Origin of the sequence: Rhizobium sp. X9, assembly GCF_018873185.1 — a bacterium.
GTDB classification, from domain to species: Bacteria; Pseudomonadota; Alphaproteobacteria; order Rhizobiales; family Rhizobiaceae; genus Agrobacterium; species Agrobacterium oryzihabitans.
In genome coordinates this window covers 839,481-863,364 of sequence record NZ_CP071311.1, presented here as the reverse complement: position 1 = coordinate 863,364, position 23,884 = coordinate 839,481, and the positions used below count along the sequence as shown (strand labels likewise).

20 protein-coding genes are annotated in these 23,884 nt (G+C 59.0%); 8 read left to right on the top strand and 12 right to left on the bottom strand.

Annotation, left to right across the window (positions count from 1 at the left end; genetic code table 11):
- Window positions 1-59: 59 nt before the first annotated feature.
- On the bottom strand, window positions 60-2,000 hold the full coding sequence (locus JZY08_RS04195; RefSeq protein ID WP_216331091.1) for a GGDEF domain-containing phosphodiesterase: 1,941 nt from the start codon (window positions 1,998-2,000) through the stop codon (window positions 60-62).
- 113 nt (window positions 2,001-2,113) lie between these two features.
- Window positions 2,114-3,328, bottom strand: a complete 1,215-nt coding sequence (locus JZY08_RS04190) for a GGDEF domain-containing protein (protein ID WP_216331090.1) — start codon at window positions 3,326-3,328, stop codon at window positions 2,114-2,116.
- 317 nt (window positions 3,329-3,645) lie between these two features.
- On the opposite strand from JZY08_RS04190, the gene JZY08_RS04185 reads away from it, so the two are divergent.
- The gene (locus JZY08_RS04185; protein WP_082184067.1) at window positions 3,646-4,572 is read left to right on the top strand and encodes a Gfo/Idh/MocA family protein; all 927 of its coding nucleotides are present in this window, start codon (window positions 3,646-3,648) and stop codon (window positions 4,570-4,572) included.
- A 32-nt stretch (window positions 4,573-4,604) separates the two neighbouring features.
- Here JZY08_RS04185 and JZY08_RS04180 read toward each other — a convergent pair whose 3' ends face one another.
- The 3 genes from JZY08_RS04180 to JZY08_RS04170 all read right to left on the bottom strand — a co-directional run bounded on the left by JZY08_RS04180 (window position 4,605) and on the right by JZY08_RS04170 (window position 7,811).
- Window positions 4,605-5,633, bottom strand: coding sequence for a sensor domain-containing diguanylate cyclase (locus JZY08_RS04180; RefSeq protein WP_216331089.1), 1,029 nt, complete (start codon window positions 5,631-5,633; stop codon window positions 4,605-4,607).
- Window positions 5,634-5,842: 209 nt separating this feature from the next.
- Window positions 5,843-6,292 carry a DNA polymerase III subunit chi gene (locus JZY08_RS04175; protein ID WP_216331088.1) on the bottom strand — a complete coding sequence of 150 codons (450 nt, stop codon included), beginning with the start codon at window positions 6,290-6,292 and terminating at the stop codon, window positions 5,843-5,845.
- A 25-nt stretch (window positions 6,293-6,317) separates the two neighbouring features.
- Window positions 6,318-7,811, bottom strand: coding sequence for a leucyl aminopeptidase (locus JZY08_RS04170; protein WP_216331503.1), 1,494 nt, complete (start codon window positions 7,809-7,811; stop codon window positions 6,318-6,320).
- Window positions 7,812-8,125: 314 nt separating this feature from the next.
- Here JZY08_RS04170 and JZY08_RS04165 point away from each other — a divergent pair, with 314 nt between their 5' ends.
- From JZY08_RS04165 to JZY08_RS27530, 7 genes are all read left to right on the top strand, one after another.
- The gene (locus JZY08_RS04165) at window positions 8,126-9,295 is read left to right on the top strand and encodes an LptF/LptG family permease (RefSeq protein WP_216331087.1); all 1,170 of its coding nucleotides are present in this window, start codon (window positions 8,126-8,128) and stop codon (window positions 9,293-9,295) included.
- Window positions 9,292-10,380, top strand: a complete 1,089-nt coding sequence (lptG, locus tag JZY08_RS04160; RefSeq protein ID WP_082184064.1) for an LPS export ABC transporter permease LptG — start codon at window positions 9,292-9,294, stop codon at window positions 10,378-10,380. The genes JZY08_RS04165 and lptG overlap by 4 nt, the downstream gene beginning before the upstream one ends.
- A complete protein-coding gene (locus JZY08_RS04155) occupies window positions 10,380-12,761 on the top strand; it encodes an LPS-assembly protein LptD (protein ID WP_216331086.1) in 2,382 nt (793 codons plus the stop codon). Before lptG ends, JZY08_RS04155 begins: the two co-directional genes overlap by 1 nt.
- 297 nt (window positions 12,762-13,058) lie before the next feature.
- Complete coding sequence (locus tag JZY08_RS04150) at window positions 13,059-14,006, top strand: peptidylprolyl isomerase (protein WP_003496802.1); 948 nt, start codon at window positions 13,059-13,061, stop codon at window positions 14,004-14,006.
- A gap of 19 nt (window positions 14,007-14,025) precedes the next feature.
- On the top strand, window positions 14,026-15,048 hold the full coding sequence (pdxA, locus tag JZY08_RS04145; protein ID WP_216331085.1) for a 4-hydroxythreonine-4-phosphate dehydrogenase PdxA: 1,023 nt from the start codon (window positions 14,026-14,028) through the stop codon (window positions 15,046-15,048).
- Window positions 15,048-15,878: a 16S rRNA (adenine(1518)-N(6)/adenine(1519)-N(6))-dimethyltransferase RsmA gene (gene rsmA / locus JZY08_RS04140; RefSeq protein WP_082184061.1), complete on the top strand. Its 831-nt coding sequence runs from the start codon at window positions 15,048-15,050 to the stop codon at window positions 15,876-15,878. Before pdxA ends, rsmA begins: the two co-directional genes overlap by 1 nt.
- 82 nt (window positions 15,879-15,960) lie before the next feature.
- A complete protein-coding gene (locus tag JZY08_RS27530; RefSeq protein ID WP_253204050.1) occupies window positions 15,961-16,584 on the top strand; it encodes an alpha/beta hydrolase in 624 nt (207 codons plus the stop codon).
- A gap of 23 nt (window positions 16,585-16,607) precedes the next feature.
- Here the strand turns inward: JZY08_RS27530 and gmk are convergent, their stop codons facing one another.
- From gmk to fabD, 7 genes are all read right to left on the bottom strand, one after another.
- Complete coding sequence (gene gmk, locus JZY08_RS04130; RefSeq protein ID WP_035242673.1) at window positions 16,608-17,270, bottom strand: guanylate kinase; 663 nt, start codon at window positions 17,268-17,270, stop codon at window positions 16,608-16,610.
- 4 nt (window positions 17,271-17,274) lie between these two features.
- Complete coding sequence (locus tag JZY08_RS04125; RefSeq protein ID WP_216331083.1) at window positions 17,275-18,162, bottom strand: YicC/YloC family endoribonuclease; 888 nt, start codon at window positions 18,160-18,162, stop codon at window positions 17,275-17,277.
- 67 nt (window positions 18,163-18,229) lie between these two features.
- On the bottom strand, window positions 18,230-19,450 hold the full coding sequence (gene mltG, locus JZY08_RS04120) for an endolytic transglycosylase MltG (RefSeq protein ID WP_003496813.1): 1,221 nt from the start codon (window positions 19,448-19,450) through the stop codon (window positions 18,230-18,232).
- Between the two features lie 365 nt (window positions 19,451-19,815).
- Entirely contained in the window at window positions 19,816-21,078 is a 1,263-nt protein-coding gene (gene fabF, locus JZY08_RS04115; protein ID WP_035242677.1) for a beta-ketoacyl-ACP synthase II, read from the bottom strand.
- A gap of 242 nt (window positions 21,079-21,320) precedes the next feature.
- The gene (locus tag JZY08_RS04110) at window positions 21,321-21,557 is read right to left on the bottom strand and encodes an acyl carrier protein (RefSeq protein WP_003502080.1); all 237 of its coding nucleotides are present in this window, start codon (window positions 21,555-21,557) and stop codon (window positions 21,321-21,323) included.
- A gap of 349 nt (window positions 21,558-21,906) precedes the next feature.
- Window positions 21,907-22,644 carry a 3-oxoacyl-[acyl-carrier-protein] reductase gene (fabG, locus tag JZY08_RS04105; protein ID WP_003496820.1) on the bottom strand — a complete coding sequence of 246 codons (738 nt, stop codon included), beginning with the start codon at window positions 22,642-22,644 and terminating at the stop codon, window positions 21,907-21,909.
- A gap of 99 nt (window positions 22,645-22,743) precedes the next feature.
- Window positions 22,744-23,688 carry an ACP S-malonyltransferase gene (gene fabD / locus JZY08_RS04100; RefSeq protein ID WP_137067530.1) on the bottom strand — a complete coding sequence of 315 codons (945 nt, stop codon included), beginning with the start codon at window positions 23,686-23,688 and terminating at the stop codon, window positions 22,744-22,746.
- Window positions 23,689-23,884 lie beyond the last annotated feature (196 nt).

Sequence of the window (23,884 nt, the reverse complement as noted above, 5' to 3'; positions counted from 1 at the left end):
GTCGGCCCGATTCCTGCGACAGGCACGGGAATAAGGGCGACGCATTTGACCGAAAGATGCTAGGCGCATTCCTTCATGGGCTTTAACCGCTCAAGCGGCACGGCGGGCGAATAGAGATAGCCCTGGCCGAAACGGATGCCCATCTGCATGAGCAGCCTGCTCTGCTCCTCCGTTTCTATGCCTTCCGTCACCAGCTTGGCGCCATAACGCTCGGCGCTTTCGAAGGCGAGCGCGATCGCCTCCCTGAACCTCGATTGATCGAGCCGTGACGTCATCCAGTGATCGATTTTAACCTCCTCGAACGGGAACCGCGCAAGAAGGGTGAGTGCGGCATAACCGGTACCGAAGTCATCCAGTGAGAGCCGCACGCCGGCGGCACTCAACCTGTCGAAATTCTGCTGCACGATATCGATATTCGGTATTCTGCTCATCTCCGTCACCTCGATCGAGAGGCGCTGCACCGGCACCCCCATCTCGTTCAAAAGCGCAACGACACGATCTCCAAAACGCGCTGTTGCAAAAGACGAGGCGGAAATATTCACGGCCAGGTGAAAATCCGCATCGAGGCCCCGCAGGTCGGCGAGGTCGCGGACAACGCCTTCGATCGTGGACCATTCGAACTCCACCAGCATCCGATGGCGCTCGGCAATCTCCAGCACGTAATAGGGCGAAAGCGGCTGCCCCCGTGCATCGACCGCCCGCAAAAGGGCTTCGGCGCCGATCATGCGGCGATTGTGCATTTCAAATTTCGGCTGATAATAAATTGGCGGCCGGCCGGATTTGATCCAGCTGACCAGCATCTGCCGCACGCCCTCGTCCCGTGTCGCTTTCTCAGCAAAGGAAAACGGGAAAATCTGCACCGGGTTTTCGCTTCCCTTCAGCGCCAGGCTAAGATGCCTGAGGAAGGAGGCCACGTTCTGCCGGGACAGCATATCCAGATTGGCCGCGCCGATTTTCAGGTGCGGTGCAAGCCCCGTCTCCGTAGACTTGGAAAATGCGCTCAACGCGTCATGGAGACGCATCATCAGCCTCGCGCTTTCCGACTTCTCCAGCGAAATCCCCTGCATGACAACCGCAAGTGTCGTATCGCCGAACATGAAGCTGCATGGTGCGTTGGATTTGGACAGCAGGCCGTTGTCCTCGTCGCAGATCTCCTGCGCCAGCCTCGGCCAGAAAAGATCGCCCCAATCCTCGCCCTCGCAGGCAGCGACATCGGCAATATTGACGATTTCAATCAGCACAAGGGCATGCGGAACGGCCGGTTTAAGCCTCGTCGTCATTTCGATATGATCCTTGAGGGCACGCCTGTTGGGGAGGCCCGTCAGGGAATCCGTCCGTGCTGCGGCTTCGCGTTTCCTCACTTCTTCCCGTGCACGCGCTTCGCCGCGCAGCAAGAGAAGCAGGAAGGCGATCATCGGCAGACCAACGGCCACCGCACCCAGGGTACGGCGGCCGACCGCGCTCAGGAAAAGCGCCTGGTCGATCAGACCAATGCCGAATGACAGGGAGATTGCAAGCAGCGCGGCAACGAATCTCACCGCGAACACGCCGAGAATATCCCGAATTCCGAGGTCGTTGAGACGGCGCCTGCGCATCCAGCCATACAGCATGATTCCGCTAGCCGAAATGACCACCATATCCTGAAAGGCGGCGAAAAACAGCGCAGTGCCACCGAATACGAGACGCCCGACGGCGATAAACGCCAGGCTGATCAATCCCCCCTGCCAGGAACCCAGCACACCTGCCAGAAACAACAGGTCCGAGCGAATATAGGGTTTGGAGGGCAGCTTGATGAACTCGGAAACAAGGAGCGTCAGCAAAAAGCCGGCCACCCCGAATATGAGGCCATAGTAGATCTTATAACGCGCGTCATCGAGCGCTATGTCGCGCCTTACAAGGATCAGCACGGATACCATCCCGATCACGGCGGCTGCCTGGAGCAGCAGAAATGGAAGCTCGGCGGCGGCCGCCGCCGCCTGGGTGGCGATCAATTCCATCATCTGCAAATCCCCCGGTCATTATTGTTATGGCGCCGGAATTCCGGCGTTTGGCCTTCACCGATCCCACATTTGTGCGGGACCATATTCGCACTCTGCCGGTCGAACCGGCCGGTCTATATCGCTATTGCGGGCTCAACACCGGCGAACCCAGCCGGCCTCGCAATCGTCCCGATATTCTCGTTCGCCAGTACCAGCCGGTCGCGGCCCTGGCGCTTCGCCTCGTAAAGCGCAACGTCTGCCCGGTTCAACATTTCGGATGTTATTTCCCTACCATCGGTCGAAACCGCGACCCCCAGGCTGACTGTCACGATTGCCAGCCCGTCCGGGCGGCTCGGGTGGGGTATGGCCTCGTCGAACACAGCCAGCCGCAGCCTTTCACCGACGGCGAGAGCTGCGGAGACGGCGCAATTGTCGAGCAAGACCACAAATTCCTCGCCGCCATAGCGCGCGACGAAACTTCTGTCGTCGTCGTCCTTGCGTAACGCTCCCCGCAATCTGCCGGCAATCCTGCGCAGACAATCGTCACCCGCCACGTGGCCCTCTGAATCATTGTAGTTCTTGAAATAGTCGACATCGAGGAGGATGAGCGCCCTTGGCCTGCCGCCATTGTCTGAAGCTTCGCCCGCCGCCTCATCAAAACTGCGACGATTGCGGATTCCGGTCAGTTGATCGGTGTTGGAAAGCTGCTGAAGCTCCCGATTTGCGTTTTGAATGCGTTGCAGCAGCGTTTTTTCGCGCACCGACGCCAGATAATCCCGCCGTTCGACATTTTCGATGCGATAGGCTGCAAAGAGCGAGACCACGCCAACACCGACCGAACACATGATAGCCGGCATCTTGGCAACTTCACTCGTCACCGTGACGTATTCCAGGCCAACGATGAAGACGACCATGCAGCCGACCGTTCCCATGACCGCAAGCGGAAATGGTTTGCGATGTATCGTATTCATGTAGAGGACGACGGTGATGATCCCCATATAATATTCGCTCGCCGCCGAAGTCCTCGCATTGGCATAGATGAACATCAGCGACGCGACGACCAGCATGCAGCCCAGCCCGTGAAGGACCTCATGTGCGATCGCATCCGGCCGCGCCCTCGTCGCATAATATCGCGCGGGAAAATAAAGGAACAGGAGCGGCGTGATAACGAACAACCGGACGACGAAATCCAGCCAGATGATCTCCGGCACCAGCGTCATGTCGACGAATATGTACAGATTATAGAGGACGACGCCAAAAACCAATCCATATGTATTGAATTGACGATTGCTCTCGTTGACTTTCTGGACGAACCCGGACGAACGGTCATCCCCAAGTAAAACCACCATACACGTGCTCTTCAAAATCTATTCAAGCGAAACCTAAAATTAATAAAATCATTATCGAATATCGATTGAATATATCTTAAATTTACACCATTAAAACCACCTCGAAACGAAAAACAACACTTTAAATATCGAGAAAATATTTGTAAAATTCAAATATTATGTACTATAAAAATACAGAACTCGCGATTTATGTTGCGATATAACGAACTGAAAAAACACTCATCGCGTAAGGACGATTGCCTTGCTCCTTCGATTGTTTCTGCTAAAAACTTGTAAAGTCACACTTTATCCATGACGCGCTCAAACAGGTTCCATTCATGTCAGCCACCAAGCTTGCCATCGTCGGCGTCGGCAAAATCGTTCGCGACCAGCACCTTCCAGCCATTGCGGGTAATCCGGATTTCGAATTGATCGCCACGGCGAGCCGCCACGGCACGGTGGACGGCGTTGCCTCCTACGGCACCATCGAGGCCATGCTGGAAGCCGTACCGCAGATCGAAGCGGTTTCGCTGTGCATGCCGCCGCAATATCGTTACGAGGCAGCCTATGCTGCGCTGAATGCCGGCAAGCACGTTTTCCTCGAAAAGCCGCCGGGTGCGACACTTTCGGAAGTTCAGGACCTTATCCGCCTTGGCGATTCGAAAGGCCTTTCGCTGTTTGCAAGCTGGCACTCGCGTTATGCGCCGGCGGTTGAGGCCGCAAAGGCGTTTCTGGCCTCGACGACAATCGACAGCGTGCATGTGATTTGGAAAGAGGATGTGCGCCACTGGCACCCGAACCAGGCATGGATCTGGCAGGCGGGCGGCCTTGGTGTGTTCGACCCCGGCATCAACGCGCTGTCGATCATCACCCATATCCTGCCGCGCGCTCTGTTCCTGACCAAGGCCACGCTCGAATTCCCGGAAAACCGCGACGCTCCGATCGCCGCCGACCTGCATTTTTCGGATGTGACGAAAATGCCGGTGCACGCCGAATTCGACTGGCGCCAGACCGGCAAGCAGAGCTGGGATATCGTGGCGGAGACGGCAGCCGGACGGATGGTTCTGTCGGAAGGCGGCGCGAAGCTTTCCATCAATGGCGAAGAGAAACTGTCGCAGCCGGAACGGGAATATCCGGCGCTTTACGAGCGCTTCGCGGAGATCATCAAGGCTAGCCGGTCGGATGTCGATCTTGCGCCGCTGACCCATGTGGCCGACGCCTTCCTGCTCGGCCGCCACAAATTCGTGGATTCCTTCTACGACTGAGAAGGCCAAGGGGTTGCCGAAAGCCAGATATATCAAAGGGCGCGGCTGACGAAGCGGTCGCGCCCTGATTTTTTGGCCTGATACAGCGCCTCGTCGACACTGCGCAAAAGCGTGGCACGGTCCGAACCCGCCTGCGGAGCGATTGCGCCGCCGATGCTGAGACGGGCGCCGACCGCCTGCCCGTCGACATCGAAGGGTTCGCGGAAAGCGGCCAGAAGCCGATCGGCCAGCCCGTTCATCACCTCAGATGTGCTGGGACGGGGGATGAAAATGGCGAATTCGTCACCGCCCATGCGCACCACCGTATCCTCGGCGCGGATCGCATTGCGAATGCGTGCGGCAGCGGCGGTCAGCACCCGGTCACCCGCCGGGTGGCCGAACGTGTCGTTGATCGCCTTGAAACCGTCCAGATCGAGATAGAGCACGCCGAAGGCCTCGTTCTCCCGCAGAGCCGCGCCGAGTTGGCTGTCAACAATCGCCTCCAGCGCCTTGCGATTGTAAAAGCCGGTCAGCGGATCGGTCATCGCCGCATCCCGCAATTCGCGCTCCGCCAGGCTCATCGTGAAATTGGCTTTCTGAAGACGCAGGAGTGCAGCCGCCAGCAGCGCAAAATGCTTCAGATTGTCAATTTCACCGTGGGAGAATTTTCTCGGTACCGTATCGACAAGGCAAAAGGCACCGACGACCAGCCCGGGTTCCAGCTCGATCGGAGCGCCGGCATAAGAACGCAATTCCGGACCGCCTTTTACATAGGACATGAAGCGGAAATCCGGGTGCTGGGTCAGATCGGAAATGACCACGACATCCTGCCTGGCAATGACGCGGTTGCAGATCGACAGATCGCGCGGGCATTCCGACAGCTGCATCCCCGCCTGTTCGGCAATATGGAGCCAGTCCTCATCGACGATATGGACGGCCGCACGCGGGACGTCAAAAACCCCCTGCCCCAGTTGCGACAGCACTTCCAGTTCCGGCATTTCCGCATTCTTGAAGGACATGATTGACCGAACCGCGACCAAACGCTCGGTTTCTCTCTCCGGTCGCGATATCGCCTGTCCCATACTAATGTCCTTCTGCTGTTTCGCCCGTGGCTGCCGCCCCTGATCAGGGCAGACGGATCAACCGGAACGCCTCGATCAAATCGGGCGCCGGTTTAAGGTGCGCTCCCTTTTGGCGCATAATGCAAAAACCGGCAGTTGACGCCACATGCGAATTTTCGCCGGTCTGTTTGCATATGGAACCAATTGCGCGGAAGCCCGATGCCACGCGATCAGGCCTTCTTCTGCCAGCGCCCTTCCGGCGACTGTTGCCAATAGGTCAGGGCATGACCCTCGGTCTTCAGCCTTTTCCAGTGATTTCGCGCCATTTCGAGCTGGTAGGCATCGTATCCGTCAAACATGAACACGATACGCTCATAGGCTTCCACGGCCGGCGGTTCGGCACCGTCGACCAGAAAGCGGACGCTGGCTTCGTTGCCGTTGCCAGCCGATGCCGTCAGAAGAATCGGCTGGTTCTGCGGCGTGGAAGAACTGTCCGTCGCGTGCGGCAGAAAACTGTCGTCACGAAAGGTCCACAGATGAGCATCGAGGAAATCGCGACGCTCCTCGTCCACCGTCTGGATCGCGACCTTCCAGCCGCGTTCCAGCGATTTCTCGAGCAAAGGCGGCAGCGCATCCTCCAGCTTCGATTCCGTCAGATGGTAGAACAGAATTTCAGTCATCCGCAGACTTTTAAGCTCCGTCGCGTCAATCTTCGTAATGGGCGCGAACGAGTTCGTTCAGCAACCGCACGCCATAGCCCGATCCCCAGGACTGGTTGATCTCGGTCATCGGCGACCCCATTGCGGTGCCGGCGATATCGAGATGCGCCCATGGTGTTTCGCCAACGAAACGCTTGAGGAACTGCGCGGCGGTGACGGAGCCCGCCAGACGACCCGAGCTGTTCTTCATGTCGGCGAACTTGGAATCGATGATCTTGTCGTAATCCTTGCCGAGCGGCATGCGCCACAGCTTTTCCGCCGTCACGTCGCCCGCCTGTGCAAGACGCACGGCAAGTTCGTCGTCATTGCAGAAAAGACCGGCCTGAAGATTGCCGAGCGCAACCGTGATTGCGCCCGTCAAGGTGGCAAGGTTGATCATGAATTTCGGGCTGAAACGCTCCTTGGTGTACCAGAGCGCATCGGCCAGAACCAACCGGCCTTCGGCATCGGTATTGATGATCTCGATGGTCTGGCCGGACATGGAGGTGACGATGTCACCGGGGCGCTGGGCGTTGCCATCGGGCATGTTTTCCACCAGACCGATGACGCCGATGACATTCGCCTTCGCCTTGCGGGCCGCGAGCGCATGCATGAGGCCGGTGACGGCCGCAGCGCCGCCCATGTCGCCCTTCATATCTTCCATGTTGAGGCCGGGCTTCAGCGAAATGCCGCCGGTATCGAAAACGACGCCCTTGCCGACAAAGGCGATCGGCTCGTCTTTCTTGGAGCCGCCGTTCCACTGCATGACCGCAAGCCGGGGCGGACGCGCAGAGCCCTGCGCCACGCCAAGAAGCGCGTTCATGCCGAGCTTCTTCAACTCCTTCTCGCCGAGGATTTCCACTTCGACGCCAAGCTTGCGCAGCTCTTCAGCCTTTTCCGCGAATTCGACGGGGCCGAGAGCATTCGGCGGCAGATTGACGAGATCGCGCGCGAGAATCACGCCACCCGCAACCGCTTCAGAGACGGCAAAAGCCTTTTCCGCTTCCTGATGGGCCGCTGTGACAATAACGACCTCGACTTTCTTCGGGGTCTTTTCGTCGTCGGATTTCTTTTTAGTCTTGTAAGCATCGAAGCTGTAGGCGCGCAAAAGAAGGCCAAGCGCAAAATCCGCAGCCGCCTGCGCACCGATCTCGACGCCGGGGGCATCGAGGTAGATGGCGACCTTGTCCGCCTTTTTGAAATTGGCTGCAGCCGTGCCGCCGGCACGCAGCCAGTCATGCGCGACAAGTTTCGCCGGCTTGCCGAGACCGATGACGAGAAGCCGGTCGGCGCTCGAACCCTGCGGCGCGATCACATCGAGCGTCGTCATCGACTTTGCGGCAAAACCCAAAATCTTTGCCGCCCGGGCAATCACGCCGCCCGGATCGGCCTCGGAAGCACCGGCAACGGCGTGAGCCTCACCAGACGCCTGCAGCACGACGGCGAGGGCATTTTCAAGCGAGGCGGAATTGGCGAAAGAAATATCGAATTTGGCGGACATGGTTTCCTGCTCTTCGTGGACGACTTGCGTGGTGCGCCTGATCATGGCCTTTTCGGCCCCTGGCGCAACCCCGCATTTTTAAAGGCCTGCATTCTTTAAAGGTCCATATTCTTTAAAGGAAAGGTATTTTTGTGGAATGCACGGTCACGTCATGAAACCGACAGCTTGTTCCACAAAAAGACACAGGCGACGGAAAAATCGTCGCGCAAAACATATTTGTGAGCATGCCGGAATAGCCAATTGCAAACGATGCGATTAGATAAGCGGAAATCCGGCGGGCGACCGCACGGGAAAACAATGTCGAACAGGGCCGTATGAAGCTTCTCGAGAACTATATCCTGCGGCGGACAACGCAGATGTTTCTGGTCGCGTTGCTGCCGGTGCTCGCGATCATATGGACCATCCAGGTTCTCCAGAGAATCAATCTCGTTACCGATACCGGTCAGTCGATGGGTTCCTTCATGGCGCTCGCGACGATGATCCTGCCGACGCTCATTCCGGTCGTGCTGCCATTCGCCCTCGTCATCGGCATTACCCAGATATTCACGGCGATGAACAATGATTCCGAGCTCGCCATCATCGATGCGGCCGGAGCGCCGCGTTCGATCATGTTTCGCCCGGTTCTCATTCTGGCCGCGGTTCTGAGCGCGTTTTCTTTTACCATCACCAATTTTATCGAGCCACCCGCTCGAAGCTCCGCACGGCAGATGGTGGCCGCGGCCTATGCCGACCTTCTGTCCTCGGTTATCGAGGAAAAGACCTTCCGCACCATTCAGGACGGCCTTTACGTGCAGATCGCCCAGCGCCAGGGCCGCATCCTCAAGGGCCTGTTCGTCGCCGACCGCCGTGATCCGAATTTCGATCTCATCTATTATGCCAAGGAAGGCATGATCGATGAAAGCGGCACGTCGCTGACCATGCGCGACGGTGAAGTTCAGCAGAAGACACCTGATGGTAAGGTCTCGATCGTCAAATTCCTGTCCTATGCTTTCGACCTTTCGACCATGTCGGAAAAGCAGGATTCGGAACCCTCGCTTTCTCCCGGCGATGCCAGCCTCGGCTTCCTTCTCTCGCCCGACGAGACTAATGCGAGCTACAAGCGCTCACCGGAAAATTTCCGCAGTGAATTGCACAAGCGCCTGTCGGACTGGATGTTTGCCTTCGCCTTCGCATTGATCTCGCTGGTCATCGCTGCCGATGCGCGTTCACACCGCGAGGCGCGCCTGCATCCGATGGTCGCAGCACTTGTGACCGCTTTCATGCTGCGTTGGCTCGGTTTTTACGTCACCAATCAGGTCAAGCAGAGCGCGGCCTTCATTCCGCTTGTCTATGCCGTGCCGGGTCTCAGCGGCGCTGCGGCCGCCTTCATTCTCATCACGGGCCGCAAGCCTAGGATGCCGAAGATCATTGCGGATACGGCCGGCCGCGTACGCCGTCTTTTCTCCAGCCGGCTGGCGCGAAGCTCCGGGAGCGGTAACGCATGATTTTCAACACGCTCGCCCGCTATTTCCTCAAACGATATCTGATGACGGCCGTCTGGTTCGTGCTCGGCGTGTCGTCGATCATCTATCTCGCCGATTTCAGCGAAACGGCACGGCGCATGTCCGGCCTGCCCGGCTATACCGTTCCGGCCGCGCTTGGCCTCACCGCGCTTCGCCTGCCGCTGATCCTGCAGCAGACCGTTCCCTTCATCGCGCTCTTCGTCGGCATGACGACGCTGATCTCGCTTAACCGCCGTTACGAACTGGTTGTCACGCGCGCGGCCGGTATCTCCGCCTGGCAATTCATCCTTCCTTTCGTCCTTGGCTCTGTCCTCATCGGCATTCTGTCTGTCGTGGTCCTCAATCCTATCGCCGCCTGGGGCCAGAACCGGTCGCTGGCGATGGAGGCGGGCCTGCGCAACGAAGCAAATGGCGGCCGCCAGCAGGAGATCATTCCGTGGATGCGCCAGGCGAGCGGCGGCCAGGACACGATCATCGGCGCCAAGAGCTTCGAAGACAACGGAACGATGCTTCTCGACGTGGTGCTTATCCACCTCGACAAGGACGGGAATATCGTCTCGCGACAGGATGCCAAGTCGGCAAAGTTGGAAGATGGTTACTGGCTTCTTAACGGCGTGACTGAAACGCGCGCCGGACATGTGCCAGTTCGGCAAGAGAGCACGCGGATCAGTACCAATCTGAGACGCGAATTCGTGCAGGAACGCATGACGCAGACGGAAACCGTTGCTTTCTTTGATCTTTCTCACAAGATCGAAGTTGCAAAGTCTTTTGGACTGTCTTCAAAAGCGCTTGAGACGCAGTATCATTTCCTGCTATCGACGCCCCTGCTTCTGGTTGCGATGACCTTGATCGCCGCGACCGTTTCATTAAAGTTCAGCCGCTTCGCCCAATCGCGCTCCGTGATTCTGGGTGGAATCGTTTCCGGCTTCGTGCTTTATGTAGTAACCGTGCTCGTAAGGGCATTCGGGAGTGGTGGTGTTGTCCCTCCCACCGTCGCGGTCTGGGTTCCAGTCGTCGTGGCGTTGGCTTTGGGGGCAACAATTCTGCTTCATCAGGAGGACGGCTAGTGGCGGTAATTGACCGCGGGAATATCAGGCGGCTTTGGACGGCCCTTCTGACAGGTGCCGCTGTGTGCGCGTATTTGGCATCCAGCCCGGTCGCTTTCGGCCAGGATGGTTTGCTTGCGTCGGCAAGCCAAGACGATTCGAAACTCCTGCTTACAGCAAATGAACTGACCTATAATCGCGATTCCCAGCGCGTGATCGCGAAGGGCGTGGTTCGCATGAAATATTCGGGCTACCGCATGGTGGCCCAGCAAGTGGAATATAATCAGCAGACCGGCCGCGTGATCGCCCATGGCAACATCGAATTGATCGAGCCCGGCGGTAACAAGATTTATGCCGACGAGATGGACGTCACTGACGACTTCGGTCAGGGCTTCGTCAATGCGCTGCGTGTCGAGACCCCGGACAATACCCGTATCGCGGGCGAAAGCGCCGAGCGCCTCGAAGGCGATCTGATGGTCCTCAACAACGGCGTCTATACGGCCTGTCTGCCCTGCGCCGCCAAGCCTGAGAAAGCGCCGCTGTGGCAGGTCAAGGCCGAGCGCGTCGTTCAGGATGGCAAGACCCATACGATCCGGCTCGAAAAGGCGCGCCTGCAGCTTTTCGGCCATTCGATCGCCTATGTGCCGTTCCTGACGGTTCCCGATAATACGGTGAAGCGGAAGTCCGGCTTCCTGTTCCCGCAGATGAGCATCACCGACAACCTCGGTTTCGGCATCGGCGTGCCCTATTTCCAGGTCCTTTCCGACACATCGGATGTGACCGTCACGCCGACCTATTACACGACGCAGGGTCTGCTTCTGCAGGCGGAATTGCGCCAGCGTTTCGAGACCGGCATGCATACGGTAACGATTGCCGGCATCAGCCAGCTGAAATCCGAGACCTTCACGGCCGGAACCAGCGACGCGCTCAACGACAATCGCGGCATGATCGCCAGCAAGGGTGACTTCACCATCAATCCGCGCTGGGCCTTCGGCTGGGATGCGATGGTGCAGACCGACAACAACTTTTCGCGCACCTATGGGCTGAAGGGCTATAGGAACGACGTTCAGACCAATCAGATTTATTTGACGGGCACGGGTGAGCGGAACAGCTTCGACGCACGCGGCTACTATTTTAATGTTCAGGATACCGACAATACCGAATCCCTGGAGCGCAAGCAGGCTATCGTTCATCCGGTCGTCGACTACCGCTATTTCGTGCCGGATCCGATCTATGGCGGCGAACTTTCGCTAACCACCAACCTCACCAGCATCACCCGTCTCAAACAGGATGCCTACGCGCTCGGAGGCTATTCGCGCTTCAACGGGCTTGAAGGTGATTACACGCGTCTTTCCACCGAAGCCGAGTGGAAACGCACATTCACGATGGATAGCGGCCTGCAGATCACGCCAATTCTGGCCGCACGCGGTGACGCGATGTGGACCGACATGTCGCCGGCAAGCTTCACCTCGGGTGGCACATCCTATGCCTATCAGGGCATGATGCATGACGACGCAGCGTTTCGCGGCATGGTCACCGGCGGTCTGGAAGTGCGTTATCCCTGGCTCTTCACGGCGCTCAACAGCAGCCACGTGATCGAACCGATCGCGCAGATCTTCGTGCGTCCGAACGAGCAATATGCCGGCCGTCTTCCCAACGAGGATGCGCAGGCCTTCGTATTCGACGCAACCAACCTCTTCGAGCGCGACAAATTCTCCGGTTTCGACCGGATCGAAGGCGGCACGCGCGCGAATATCGGCTTCCGCTATAACGGCACCTTCGACAATGGCTACGGCGTTCGCGCCATTGCCGGCCAGTCCTTCCATCTGGCGGGTGACAATTCCTTCGCCTCCTACGATCTCGTCAATGCAGGAGCCAATTCAGGCCTCGAATCCGACCGTTCGGATTACGTCGCCATGGCGGCTTTCGATGCGCCGATCGGCCTTTCGCTGTCGTCGAGCCTGCGTCTCGACAAGGACGATCTCGACATCAATCGGTCGGAGACGGGCATCAGCTATTCGGACCGCCGCCTCGCCGGCAAGCTCAGCTATACGCAGGTCAAGGCACAGCCGAAATATGGCTATAACGAAGACCGCGATATCATTCAGGCGTCAGGTACATTGCGCATGGACGACAACTGGTCGCTGTTCGGCTCGATCAATTACGATCTGAACGGAAAGTTTGCCGCTGAACGCCGCATCGGCATTGCCTACCAGGATGAGTGCACGATCCTGACGGTCAGCTACTCCGACGAAGGTAATATCAATTCCAGCCGGCAGTCCGCCAATGACTGGTCGATCAATGCCCGTCTGGCTTTCCGTACACTCGGCGATGTCAGCATCGGCTCCGCAAACGAAGACTGGGCCGACATGGATATCGGCTGGAAGCCGAACAATTACTGAGTTTAAAGGCAGGCCGCACAGCATCGTGGCCTGCCTTTTTGCTGCTCAGTCAGTAAAAGTCACGGTTTTGCCGCAACAACGCGCCAGTGTCGGCTTGGCATAAGACCGTATCGGGTTTTCTTTCAACAACCGACACATTGCCGTTTTGCGGATCGCGATGATATATACGTGGCAATTCGCGGTGCGGATGCAGACGTGCAGGTCTGAAAGGCCGGGGGTGCGGAACTCCCCATCGACAGACAGAACAGATTGGCGGGACGGGGAAACAGGACCCTGCCCGACGAAAGGGAGAAGGACATGATGAATTTCGGAAAGACGGCTTTGCGTGGCGCTGCTTTTGCCTTTGCGATATTCGCCGTTCCCATGGCCATTGTGCCCTATGCCGGCCAGGCTTTCGCCGATAACACCGTCAAGATCGTCGTCAACAAGACCCCCATTACCAATGACGATATTGCCAAGCGCGTCGCCTTCCTGAAGCTGCAGCGCCAGTCCGGCAATCTCAATGAAAAGGCCCGCGAGCAGCTCGTCGACGAAGCGCTGAAACGTGAGGAAATCGGCCGTGTGAAAATGTCGGTCAGCACCGAAGACGTCGATGCCGCTTTTGCGCGTTTTGCCGGCAACAACAAGATGACCCCGCAGCAATTGACCAAGGTATTGTCGCAGGCTGGGGTCGGCGCCGACCATTTCAAATCCTTCATTGCCGTGCAGATGAGCTGGCCGCGCCTCGTCAACGCCCGCTACGGCGCACGTGGCAAGATGTCGACGCAGGATCTCGTTACCCGTCTGAAGGAACGCGGCGAAAAGCCGGTAACGACGGAATATTTCCTGCAGCAGGTGATTTTCGTCATCCCGGAATCAAAGCGCAACTCCATTACCGGCAAGCGCAAGGCCGAAGCTGAAGCTTCCCGCAAGCGTTATCCCGGCTGCGACCAAGCCATGACCTTCGCCGCGACCATGCGCGATGTGGCGATCAAGGATCTCGGACGCATTCTCGCACCCGAGCTGCCGGAAGACTGGAAGGCGCTGGTGGAAAAAACCAAGGAAGGCGGCACGACGGGCACGCGTGTCACCGAAAAGGGCGTCGAATATCTGGCGATCTGCAAGCAGCGTCAGGTTTCAGACGATTATGCCGCCGAAATGGTGTTCAAGTCCGAAGACCTGATGAAGGCCAAGGAAGGCGAAAACCCGAACGAAAAGAAATACATGGATGAGTTGCGCAAGAAGGCGCAGATCGTCAACACCTGATACGAGAGCCGGCCTTTCCGTGACACATGCATCCCTGCCGCTTGCCCTGACACAGGGAGACCCAGCCGGTATCGGCCCTGATATCGCCATTGCCGCCTGGGCCAGGCGCCGGGAAAACGGCGTGGCGCCCTTCGTCTTCATAGGCGATCCGGATGTGGTGGCGAGCCGTGCGGCCCTGATCGGCATTCCGGTCAATATCGAGACGTGCGATGTGGCCGATGCCGTCGACCTTTTCGATCGCGCTTTTCCGGTCCTTCCCCTTCCCGTCGGTTTCGAGGTACAGGCAGGCCAGCCGCATGTCGGCGCGGCCCATGCAACGATCAAGGCGATCGAGACCGCCGTTTCCCTGACCGTCGAGGGCAAGACTGCCGCCGTCGTTACCAATCCCATTGCGAAATCCGTGCTTTATGAAGCCGGCTTCGGTTTTCCCGGCCATACGGAATTTCTTGCCGATCTCGCCTTGCGCCTCACCGGCGAGCAGGTGACACCGGTGATGATGATTGCCGGACCCAGGGTTCGCGTCGTCCCGGTAACGATTCATATCCCGATAAAAGACGTGCCAGCGGCGCTGACGGAAGAGTTGATCGTCACGACCTGCCGCATCATCGATGCCGATCTCCGGCAGAAATTCGGTATCGAAGCCCCGCGTCTGGCAGTCGCCGGTCTCAACCCGCATGCGGGCGAAGACGGCGCACTTGGCACCGAGGACCGCGATGTGGTTCATCCGGCAACCATTCGGTTGCGGAAGGACGGGATCGATGCTTTCGGCCCCCTGCCCGCCGACACGATGTTCCACGATGCCGCCCGCAGGCGCTACGACGTTGCGGTTTGTATGTACCACGATCAGGCGCTCATTCCGGCCAAGGCGCTCGGCTTTGACGATTCCGTCAATGTCACGCTAGGACTGCCCTTCATCCGCACCTCGCCCGACCATGGCACCGCCTTCGGCATAGCCGGTCAGGGTATTGCCAATGAGGCGAGCCTGGTCGCGGCGCTGAAGATGGCGGCGGAGATTTCCGCCCGCAGCCGGGTCAGCGCATAATGGCCGCGATAGACGGACTGCCGCCGCTGCGCGATGTCATCCAGCGGCATGGGCTCGACGCAAAGAAATCGCTTGGGCAGAACTTCCTGTTCGATCTCAACCTCACCCAGAAAATCGCCAGAACGGCAGGGCCGCTCGACGGCGTGACGGTGATCGAGGTCGGCCCCGGTCCCGGTGGCCTCACCCGCGCCATTCTCTCGCTCGGCGCCAAAAAAGTCATCGCGGTTGAGCGCGACAGCCGCTGCCTGCCGGCGCTGGCGGAAATCGAAGCGCATTATCCGGGACGTCTCGAGGTCATTGAGGGCGATGCTCTCAAGACCGATTTCGAGGCACTGATTCCTCCCGGCGAACCTGTCAGGATCATCGCCAACCTGCCTTACAATGTCGGCACGCAATTGCTGGTCAACTGGCTTCTGCCGAAACAATGGCCGCCCTTCTGGCTCTCGATGACGCTGATGTTCCAGAAGGAAGTCGGCCAACGCATCGTGGCGGAAGAAGGCGACAATCATTATGGTCGCCTGGGTGTTCTCACCGGCTGGCGCACGGTCTCGGAAATGGCCTTCGACGTTCCGCCGCAGGCATTCAGCCCGCCACCAAAGGTAACCTCCACCGTCGTGCACCTGCTGCCGAAGGAAAAGCCGCTGCCCTGCGATGTCGCCAAGCTTGAGAAGGTAACGGAGGCCGCCTTCGGCCAGCGCCGCAAGATGCTGCGCCAGAGCCTGAAAAGCCTCGGTGGCGAGACACTGCTGGAAAAGGCGGGTATCGATGCGACCCGGCGAGCGGAAACGCTGTCTGTTGAGGAATTCGTGACATTGGCGAATAGCCTGTGAGTAGCGCGGAGCTTCGGCAACGCCATTCATGGGCGCACGCCAAACCGATTCGTCGATAGAGGTCGAATAAGGAGACCAGTGCGTGGAGAATGCCGGTTTTCACTACGAACTCCACACCCCTGCCGGATCGCCTGATTGCGTGGTCGTTTTGCTGCATGGATCTGGGCGAACGGAAGATGACCTCGTTTCCTTTGGCCGCACGGTCTTTCCCGATGGAGTTTTATTTGCGCTCAGAGGGGCAGTCCCCTGGGAAGATGGCTTTGCGTTTTTTCGCAGAAAGCCCGACCGGCAACTGGATGTCGATGATCTGAAACATCATGCCGAAAGCCTTTGCCGGTTCATCGACTTCGTCTTTCAGGAAACGGGACAACGGCCCTTCCTCGTGGGATATTCGAACGGGGCGATTATAGCCGCTGAGACGATCTGCCAGAATCATCGTCTGTCGAGAGGCGCCATTCTGCTACGGCCGTTATCGCCTCGAGAAGGCGAGCATTTTCCGGCCCTCACCGGATATCCCGCACTTCTGCTTGCAGGCGCCCATGACGAACGGCGGCAGCCTGCCGATGCGCCTCATCTGGCGGATCAACTTGCAAGAGCCGGAGCAGATGTTGCGCTGGAGACAATTCCCACAGGACATGGCTGGGCAGAAGATGCTGCGGATGAGCGCTTCTCTCGCCAATGGCTGCTTAATCACTGGACAAAGTAGATATCGCGGTCTGACTGCAACAATCAGAGCTTCGGCTCTTCCTCAAGCAGCGCCCGCACGAAATCGAACATGCCGTGGCGGCGGTCGCGGCGCACGCGTTCGGCCTTCACGATCGCCTCTACGGCCTCGAAAGCGGCCTGCAGGTCGTCGTTGAGGATGACATAGTCATAATCGCGCCAATGCTCGATCTCGGCGCGGGAATTGAGAAGCCGGGTCTTGATCACTTCCTCGGTGTCTTCGGCGCGGCGGTGCAGGCGCGATTGCAGCTCTGTCATCGTGGGCGGCAGGATGAAGATCGACACGACATCTGCCTTCATCTTGTCCTGAAGCTGTTCGGCGCCCTGCCAGTCGATATCGAACAGCATGTCGCGCCCGGCGGCCATTGCCACTTCAACAGGTTCGCGCGGCGTTCCGTAAAAATTGCCGTGAACCTCCGCCCATTCCAGAAGCGCGTCGCCATCACGCAGGCGCTCGAATTCGCGCGGCGAAATGAAGTGATAGTGGATGCCTTCAATCTCGCTGTGACGGCGCGGGCGGGTCGTCACGCTGACGGACAGGCTGATATTCTTGTCCTTGTCGAGCAGATTACGGGCAATCGTCGACTTGCCTGCACCCGATGGCGACGAGATCACCAGCATCAGCCCTCTGCGGGCAATCGTGACGGGGGAATCGTTCATCGGGACCATGGGTCTACTCCAGATTTTGGACCTGCTCGCGGAACTGGTCGATAACCACTTTCAGCTCTATGCCTGCTGCGGTTACCGCACTGGCGTTCGATTTGGAACAGATTGTATTCGACTCGCGGTTAAATTCCTGTGCAAGAAAATCGAGCTTGCGGCCGACAGGCCCGCCATTTTGCAAAAGCTCGCGCGACGCCTCCACATGGGCGTGCAGCCGGTCGATCTCTTCGCGCAGATCGGCCTTAGTGGCGATCAGCGCCGCCTCGGCGTGAAGACGGTCGCGATCAAGCCCGTGCATGCCCTCGCCGATCAGGGCGATCTGCTGGGCAAGCCTTGCCGCGATCTGCTCCGGCTGGCGGGACGGGTCGCTTTCAATGATGCCCACAAGCTGCTCGATCCTGTCGATATGGCCGGAGAGGATGGCAAACAGGGAAGCCCCTTCCCGCTCGCGCATGTCCTTCAGCTTCAATACGGCGGCGGCAAAGCCGGCCAGCACATCGCTGTTACGCGCAGCCTGCGCCTGCGCATCGTCTTCCGCCTCGCGAAAATCGACCAGCCCGCGCAGCGTCAGCAGCGTATCAAAGCTCAGCGGCTTGTCATCGACGACATCGCCCAGCTCCTTCTTCAGAGCGAGGACTGCCGCAAGCGCATCGCGGTTGATCACCGCTTCCAGCCGGTTCTCCGCAATAGACAGCGTCAATCCCGCCTGGATATTGCCGCGCGAAAGATACTCACCGGCAATCTCCCGCAGGTTCGTTTCCAGCGCTTCCAGACCGGTTGGCAGGCGAAGGCGCACATCCAGCCCCTTGCCGTTCACGGAGCGCAATTCCCACGCCCAGCGGTAACGGCCGGATGTTCCCTCGCTGCGCGCAAAGCCGGTCATCGATTGCAATGTCATATTCAGAAAGCCCCCCATCATGCCTTGCAAAACCGGGCCTTGCGATGACAAGGCCCGGTCAGGATTATCAGTTGTTGGCGGGTTTTTCCGCCTCGGCGCCGCCGGGCTGTCCATCCACGGCAACATCGGGATTAGCGCCGGCAGCCGCCTTTTCCGCCTCGATCTTGCGCCAGCGGCGCACATTGGCGTTATGCTCGTCCAGCGTTTTTGCAAAGACATGGCCGCCCGTGCCATCGGCAACGAAATAAAGGTCGTCCGTGCGCCACGGATTGGCAACCGCCTCCAGCGCTGCCCTTCCCGGATTGGCGATGGGAGACGGCGGCAGGCCCTTGATGACATAGGTATTGAACGGCGTCTGCTTCTGCAGGTCCGACTGGTAGATCGGCCTGTCGGAAGGCTTGCCGTCGCCGCCAAACAGACCATAGATGATCGTCGGATCGGACTGCAGGCGCATGCCCTTCTTCAGGCGATTGTAGAAGACGGAAGCGACGTGGGCGCGCTCGTCATCCTTGCCGGTTTCCTTTTCGACGATCGAGGCGAGCGTCACGAATTCCTCGACCGTCTTGATCGGCAAATCGGGGTCGCGACGCTCCCAGATCATGTCGATCAGCTTGTCCTGCGCCGCGCTCATCTGGTTGATGATTTCCTCGCGCTTGGTGCCGCGCGTAAAGCGATAGGTATCAGGACGCAGGCTGCCTTCCGGCGGCAGGGCCGAGGGAAGTTCACCGTCCAGAACCTCATCAGCGCCAAGGCGTGCGAACATCTGCTTGACGGTCAGGCCTTCGGGAAGCGACACGGAATAGAGAATAGACTTGCCGGATTCCAAGAGCATCATGATGTCCTTCATCGATGCCCCGGCCTTGATCTCGTATTCGCCCGCCTTCAGCGTCTGGTCTTTTTGCAGGTAGCTGCCCGTCATGAGGCGGAATACACGGGCGTTCGAGACGACGTCGTTGCGCTCGAGATTATTGGCGATCTCGATGATGCCGGCGCCGTTGCGCACCGTGAAATGCGTATTCGTCTGGAGCGGACCAGGCTCCTGGAACGCGTTGATCATGTAATAGAAGGCGGCGATGGCAAGCACACACACTGCAACGGCAAGCGTCATCAGAAAATTCAGGAAGATCACCAGCTGGCCGTGAGCCTTGCGGGAGCGCTTCGGCGGTGCCGGCACCTTTTCCGGCCGCAGCGCCTCGGTCGGGGATTTCGGAATGATCGGGCCGCGATTGCCCTCGCCCGCGCCGTTCTGTCCGTATGGTCCCTGGCTGTTCTGGTTCGTGTCGCTCACCGTCGGTCCTTTTCAGTTCGGCGTTGTCAGCGCTTTTTGCGCAGGTAATGCGGCAAAAACAGGTTCGGAATGTCTTCCTGCACCACATAGAGACATCGTGAAGGCCTGTTGTTCGGCTTCACGACCATCGTTTCGGACAAAGCCGATGAAGGAGGCCGTCTACGGCCGGAAATCAACCGAACCCACAAACGTCTTCCATAAACGACTACAATATCGGCGCGAAAACCGGAATGGCTTTCGCAAGCCGCAAATGCGTTCTTCAAGTGAAAGAACACCCTTTTCAGCGCCCGTCAGGAGAGCACCGCACCCGCCGGAGACGGTTTGCGGCGCGGGCGCAACCGCGACGGCAAAACCGCCGCCGCAATTTATGCTTCGTAACGACGCAGCACGAGGGAGGCGTTGGTGCCACCGAAGCCGAAGGAGTTCGACAGGGCGACGTTGACCTGCCTCTTGCGCGCCTTGTGCGGCACCAGATCGATCTTCGTCTCCACGTCGGGATTGTCGAGGTTCAGCGTCGGCGGAACGATGTTGTCGCGGATCGCAAGCGTGGCGAAAATCGCCTCGATCGCGCCGGCTGCACCGAGAAGATGGCCGGTGGCCGACTTGGTCGACGACATCGAGATTTTCGAGGCCGACTCGCCAACAAGCCGCTCGACGGCGCCAAGCTCGATCGTATCGGCCATGGTGGAGGTGCCGTGGGCGTTGATATAGTCGATATCATCAGGCGTCAGGCCCGCGCGCTTCAGCGCCATAGCCATGCAGCGATAGGCGCCCTCGCCGTCCTCGGACGGAGCCGTGATGTGATAGGCGTCACCGGAAAGGCCGTAACCGACGACTTCGGCATAAATCTTTGCGCCGCGTGCCTTGGCATGTTCCAGTTCTTCCAGAACGACGATGCCGGCGCCTTCGCCCATGACGAAACCGTCACGGTCGCGGTCATAGGGGCGGGATGCCTTCTGCGGATCGTCATTGTGCTGGGTGGAGAGCGCCTTGCAGGCAGCGAAACCGGCAAGCGCAATGCGGCAGACCGGCGATTCGGCGCCACCCGCGACCATGACGTCGGCATCGCCGAACGCGATGAGCCGTGCGGCATCGCCAATGGCGTGCGCGCCGGTCGAGCAGGCCGTCACAACGGCATGGTTCGGTCCGCGCAGCTTGTGGCGGATGGAAACCTGGCCGGACACGAGGTTGATCAGACGGCCGGGAATGAAAAATGGAGAAATGCGGCGTGGACCCTTGTCGCGCAGCGTATAACCCGCCTCGACAATGCCTTCCAGACCACCAATGCCGGAACCGATCAGAACGCCGGTTGCGATCTGGTCCTCGTCCGTTTCGGGATGCCAGCCAGCGTCGGCAAGCGCCATGTCGGCTGCCGCCACACCATAAAGGATGAACGGATCGATCTTGCGCTGCTCTTTGACTTCCATCCAGTCGTCGGCATTGAAGGTGCCGTTGGACCCATCGCCGACGGGAATGCGGCAGGCGATCTTGGCGGGCAAGTCTTCGACTTCGAATTCAGTCACGAGACGGGCGCCGTTCTGGCCGGCCAGCAGCCGCTCCCAGGTCACTTCCGTTCCGCATCCAAGAGGAGATACCATGCCGGTACCGGTGATAACGACACGCCTCATCGCCAACGCTCCGCCCTTATCCAAATCATCGGTCTTCTTTGCAACGTCAAACGTCTTGGAAGAGACGCTGCAACATTTTCTGTTTCCGCATGACGCCAACCACAGACCTGTTCCGGTCAAGAGGGTCAGGCGTCAGCCCGGACTATGCACCATCTCGGGCGCGATCCGTCTCACGATAAAATATTGGCCCGGACAAGCCGGGCCAAGACGGGAGGGTATTTCACCTCCCCTGCGAAGGTCGATCAGGCCTGGGCCTTCTCGATGAACTTGACGGCGTCGCCGACAGTCAGGATCGAGTCAGCTGCGTCGTCGGGAATTTCGACGCCGAATTCTTCTTCGAAAGCCATGACCAGTTCAACGGTATCGAGCGAATCAGCGCCCAGATCGTCAATGAAGCTAGCGCCTTCAACAACCTTGTCGGCGTCAACGCCAAGATGATCAATTACAATTTTCTTTACGCGTTCTGCGATATCGCTCATGTCGGTTTCCTCGACCTTTATTTTGAAGGGAATGCCTCGCGGCACCCTGCCCTGTTAGAAGCCCTCATGCGCCGTTCAAATCCGGCACTGCGGGCAAACCCGTTCAACCCGGTCCAAGCTAGACATCGTCGCGCAAAACCGCAACGGCTTCCTGTCTCTCCGGGACGACTGTTCACAGTCTTGGCCCGCTTAACATGGTTTCAATCGGTCGAAAAGCCTGAAAACGCGCTAAGCACAGCGTATGACAGGCAATTTCGCCGGAAACCCGTCGGCGGAGCTTGCGGCGCCAGCTACCCAAGAAGGTGCTTAAACAGCGCCGCAATCGTTTTCAAGACGGCCTTCAGCGCCGTCAGATCATCGCCATGCCGCCATTGACGTGCAGAGTTTGACCCGTCATGTAGCCCGCCTCATTGGAAGCCAGATAAAGAACGGCGGACGCGACTTCCGCACCGGTTCCCATGCGCTTCATGGGAATGGCGCCCATAATGGCGTCCTTCTGCTTGTCGTTCAGCTTGCCGGTCATGGCGCTTTCGATGAAGCCGGGCGCCACGCAGTTGACGGTGACGTTGCGGGTGGCGATTTCCTGCGCCAGCGACTTCGAAAAACCGATCATGCCTGCCTTGGAGGCGCAATAGTTGGCCTGGCCGGGATTGCCGGTGACGCCGACGATGGAAGTGATGTTGATGATGCGGCCGAAACGGCGGCGCATCATCGGGTGCGTCAGTTCACGCGTCAGGCGGAACATCGCGGTCAGGTTCACTTCGATGACGTTGTCCCAGTCCTCGTCGCTCATGCGCACGAAGAGGCCGTCCTTGGTGATACCGGCATTGTTGACGAGAATATCGACGCCTTCCAGCTCGGCTTCGGCCTTTTCGCCGAGTGCCTTGACCTCGGCGCGATCGGCAAGGTTGGCCGGGAAAATCTTGACGCGTTCGCCAAGGTCCGCCGCCAGCGCTTCGAGCTTTTCGACGCGCGTGCCGTGCAGGCCGACGGTTGCGCCCTGGCTGTGCAGAAGGCGGGCGATTTCTTCGCCGATGCCGCCGGTCGCGCCGGTTACGAGAGCCTTGCGGCCTGTCAGATCAAACATGTTCCGTTCCTTCTTTAGAGCAATTCCGCAAAAGCCTTTTAGCGGAATTGCGTCGGGAATTACCGTAAAACAAAAGGCCGTTACGGGGCGAGGCCCGTCTCAGCCGATAAGGGTGGCGAGAAGCTGGTCAATATCGGCAGCGCCGTTGACGGCAACGCCGTTCACCGTCTTGTCGATGCGGCGGGCAAGGCCCGTCAGCACCTTGCCGGAGCCGATCTCGTAAAGCTGCGTCACATTGTTGGCGGCGAACCATTCAACCGTTTCGCGCCAGCGCACCTGGCCCGTCACCTGCTCAACCAGCAAGGCGGCGATCTCATTGGCGTCGGAAACGGGAGCGGCGCGCACATTGGCGATAACAGGCACGACCGGGTTGTTCTTTTCGACGGTCGCCAGCGCCTCGCGCATCGCTTCTGCAGCAGGCGCCATCAGCGCCGAGTGGAAGGGTGCGGAAACCGGCAGCATGATGGCGCGCTTGGCGCCCTTTTCGGAAGCGATGGCCGCAGCCTTTTCAACCGCAGCCTTGCTGCCGGAAATGACCAGCTGGCCGCCGCCATTGTCATTGGCGATCTGGCAGATGCCAAGAATGGCGGCCTCCCCGCAGATCGCCGAAACCGCATCATGCTCCAGCCCGATGATCGCCGCCATGGCGCCCTCGCCAACCGGCACGGCGGCCTGCATGGCATTGCCGCGGATGCGAAGAAGACGGGCGGTGTCGGCAATCGAGAAGGTGCCGGCAGCACAGAGCGCCGAATATTCGCCGAGCGAATGGCCAGCAACATAAGAGACGGCGTCGGAGAGCTTCAGGCCGCGTGCTTCCAGAACCCGCATGACCGCCATGGACACCGCCATGAGCGCCGGCTGGGCATTCGCCGTCAGCGTCAGCGTTTCCTCCGGGCCGTTCCACATGATGTCGGAAAGCTTCTGGCCAAGCGCCTCATCGACTTCCTCGAAGACGGCGCGCGCCTCGACATAAGTGTCGGCGAGTTCCTTGCCCATGCCGACGGCCTGGCTTCCCTGACCGGGAAATGTGAATGCAATACCCATGGGATGTGGTCCTTCTTGTCTGGCCTTGCCTTTATTCTTTCGGACTTCCATTCACATTCCGGCCCGCGAAGTCAAGGCTTCAAGCCCTCAGACAGCCCCACCCAAGGGGTTTTGCCGACCTATTTTCCGCATTCTTTTCATCATATTTTTTCTTGCACTGCGGCAATTCCCCATTACTTTCATGCCACCTTTCAAA

Excerpts from the sequence above, each read along its gene's own strand:
- JZY08_RS04190 (WP_216331090.1), bottom strand. The coding sequence starts at position 3,328 with ATGGTGGTTTTACTTGGGGATGACCGTTCGTCCGGGTTCGTCCAGAAA.
- fabD (WP_137067530.1), bottom strand. The coding sequence starts at position 23,688 with ATGGGTATTGCATTCACATTTCCCGGTCAGGGAAGCCAGGCCGTCGGC.
- JZY08_RS04165 (WP_216331087.1), top strand. The coding sequence starts at position 8,126 with ATGAAGCTTCTCGAGAACTATATCCTGCGGCGGACAACGCAGATGTTT.
- JZY08_RS04185 (WP_082184067.1), top strand. The coding sequence starts at position 3,646 with ATGTCAGCCACCAAGCTTGCCATCGTCGGCGTCGGCAAAATCGTTCGC.
- lptG (WP_082184064.1), top strand. The coding sequence starts at position 9,292 with ATGATTTTCAACACGCTCGCCCGCTATTTCCTCAAACGATATCTGATG.
- JZY08_RS04195 (WP_216331091.1), bottom strand. The coding sequence starts at position 2,000 with ATGATGGAATTGATCGCCACCCAGGCGGCGGCGGCCGCCGCCGAGCTT.
- rsmA (WP_082184061.1), top strand. The coding sequence starts at position 15,048 with ATGGCCGCGATAGACGGACTGCCGCCGCTGCGCGATGTCATCCAGCGG.
- JZY08_RS04170 (WP_216331503.1), bottom strand. The coding sequence starts at position 7,811 with ATGTCCGCCAAATTCGATATTTCTTTCGCCAATTCCGCCTCGCTTGAA.
- JZY08_RS04150 (WP_003496802.1), top strand. The coding sequence starts at position 13,059 with ATGATGAATTTCGGAAAGACGGCTTTGCGTGGCGCTGCTTTTGCCTTT.
- JZY08_RS04175 (WP_216331088.1), bottom strand. The coding sequence starts at position 6,292 with ATGACTGAAATTCTGTTCTACCATCTGACGGAATCGAAGCTGGAGGAT.
- JZY08_RS04125 (WP_216331083.1), bottom strand. The coding sequence starts at position 18,162 with ATGACATTGCAATCGATGACCGGCTTTGCGCGCAGCGAGGGAACATCC.
- fabF (WP_035242677.1), bottom strand. The coding sequence starts at position 21,078 with ATGAGGCGTGTCGTTATCACCGGTACCGGCATGGTATCTCCTCTTGGA.
- gmk (WP_035242673.1), bottom strand. The coding sequence starts at position 17,270 with ATGGTCCCGATGAACGATTCCCCCGTCACGATTGCCCGCAGAGGGCTG.
- JZY08_RS04180 (WP_216331089.1), bottom strand. The coding sequence starts at position 5,633 with ATGGGACAGGCGATATCGCGACCGGAGAGAGAAACCGAGCGTTTGGTC.
- fabG (WP_003496820.1), bottom strand. The coding sequence starts at position 22,644 with ATGTTTGATCTGACAGGCCGCAAGGCTCTCGTAACCGGCGCGACCGGC.
- JZY08_RS04110 (WP_003502080.1), bottom strand. The coding sequence starts at position 21,557 with ATGAGCGATATCGCAGAACGCGTAAAGAAAATTGTAATTGATCATCTT.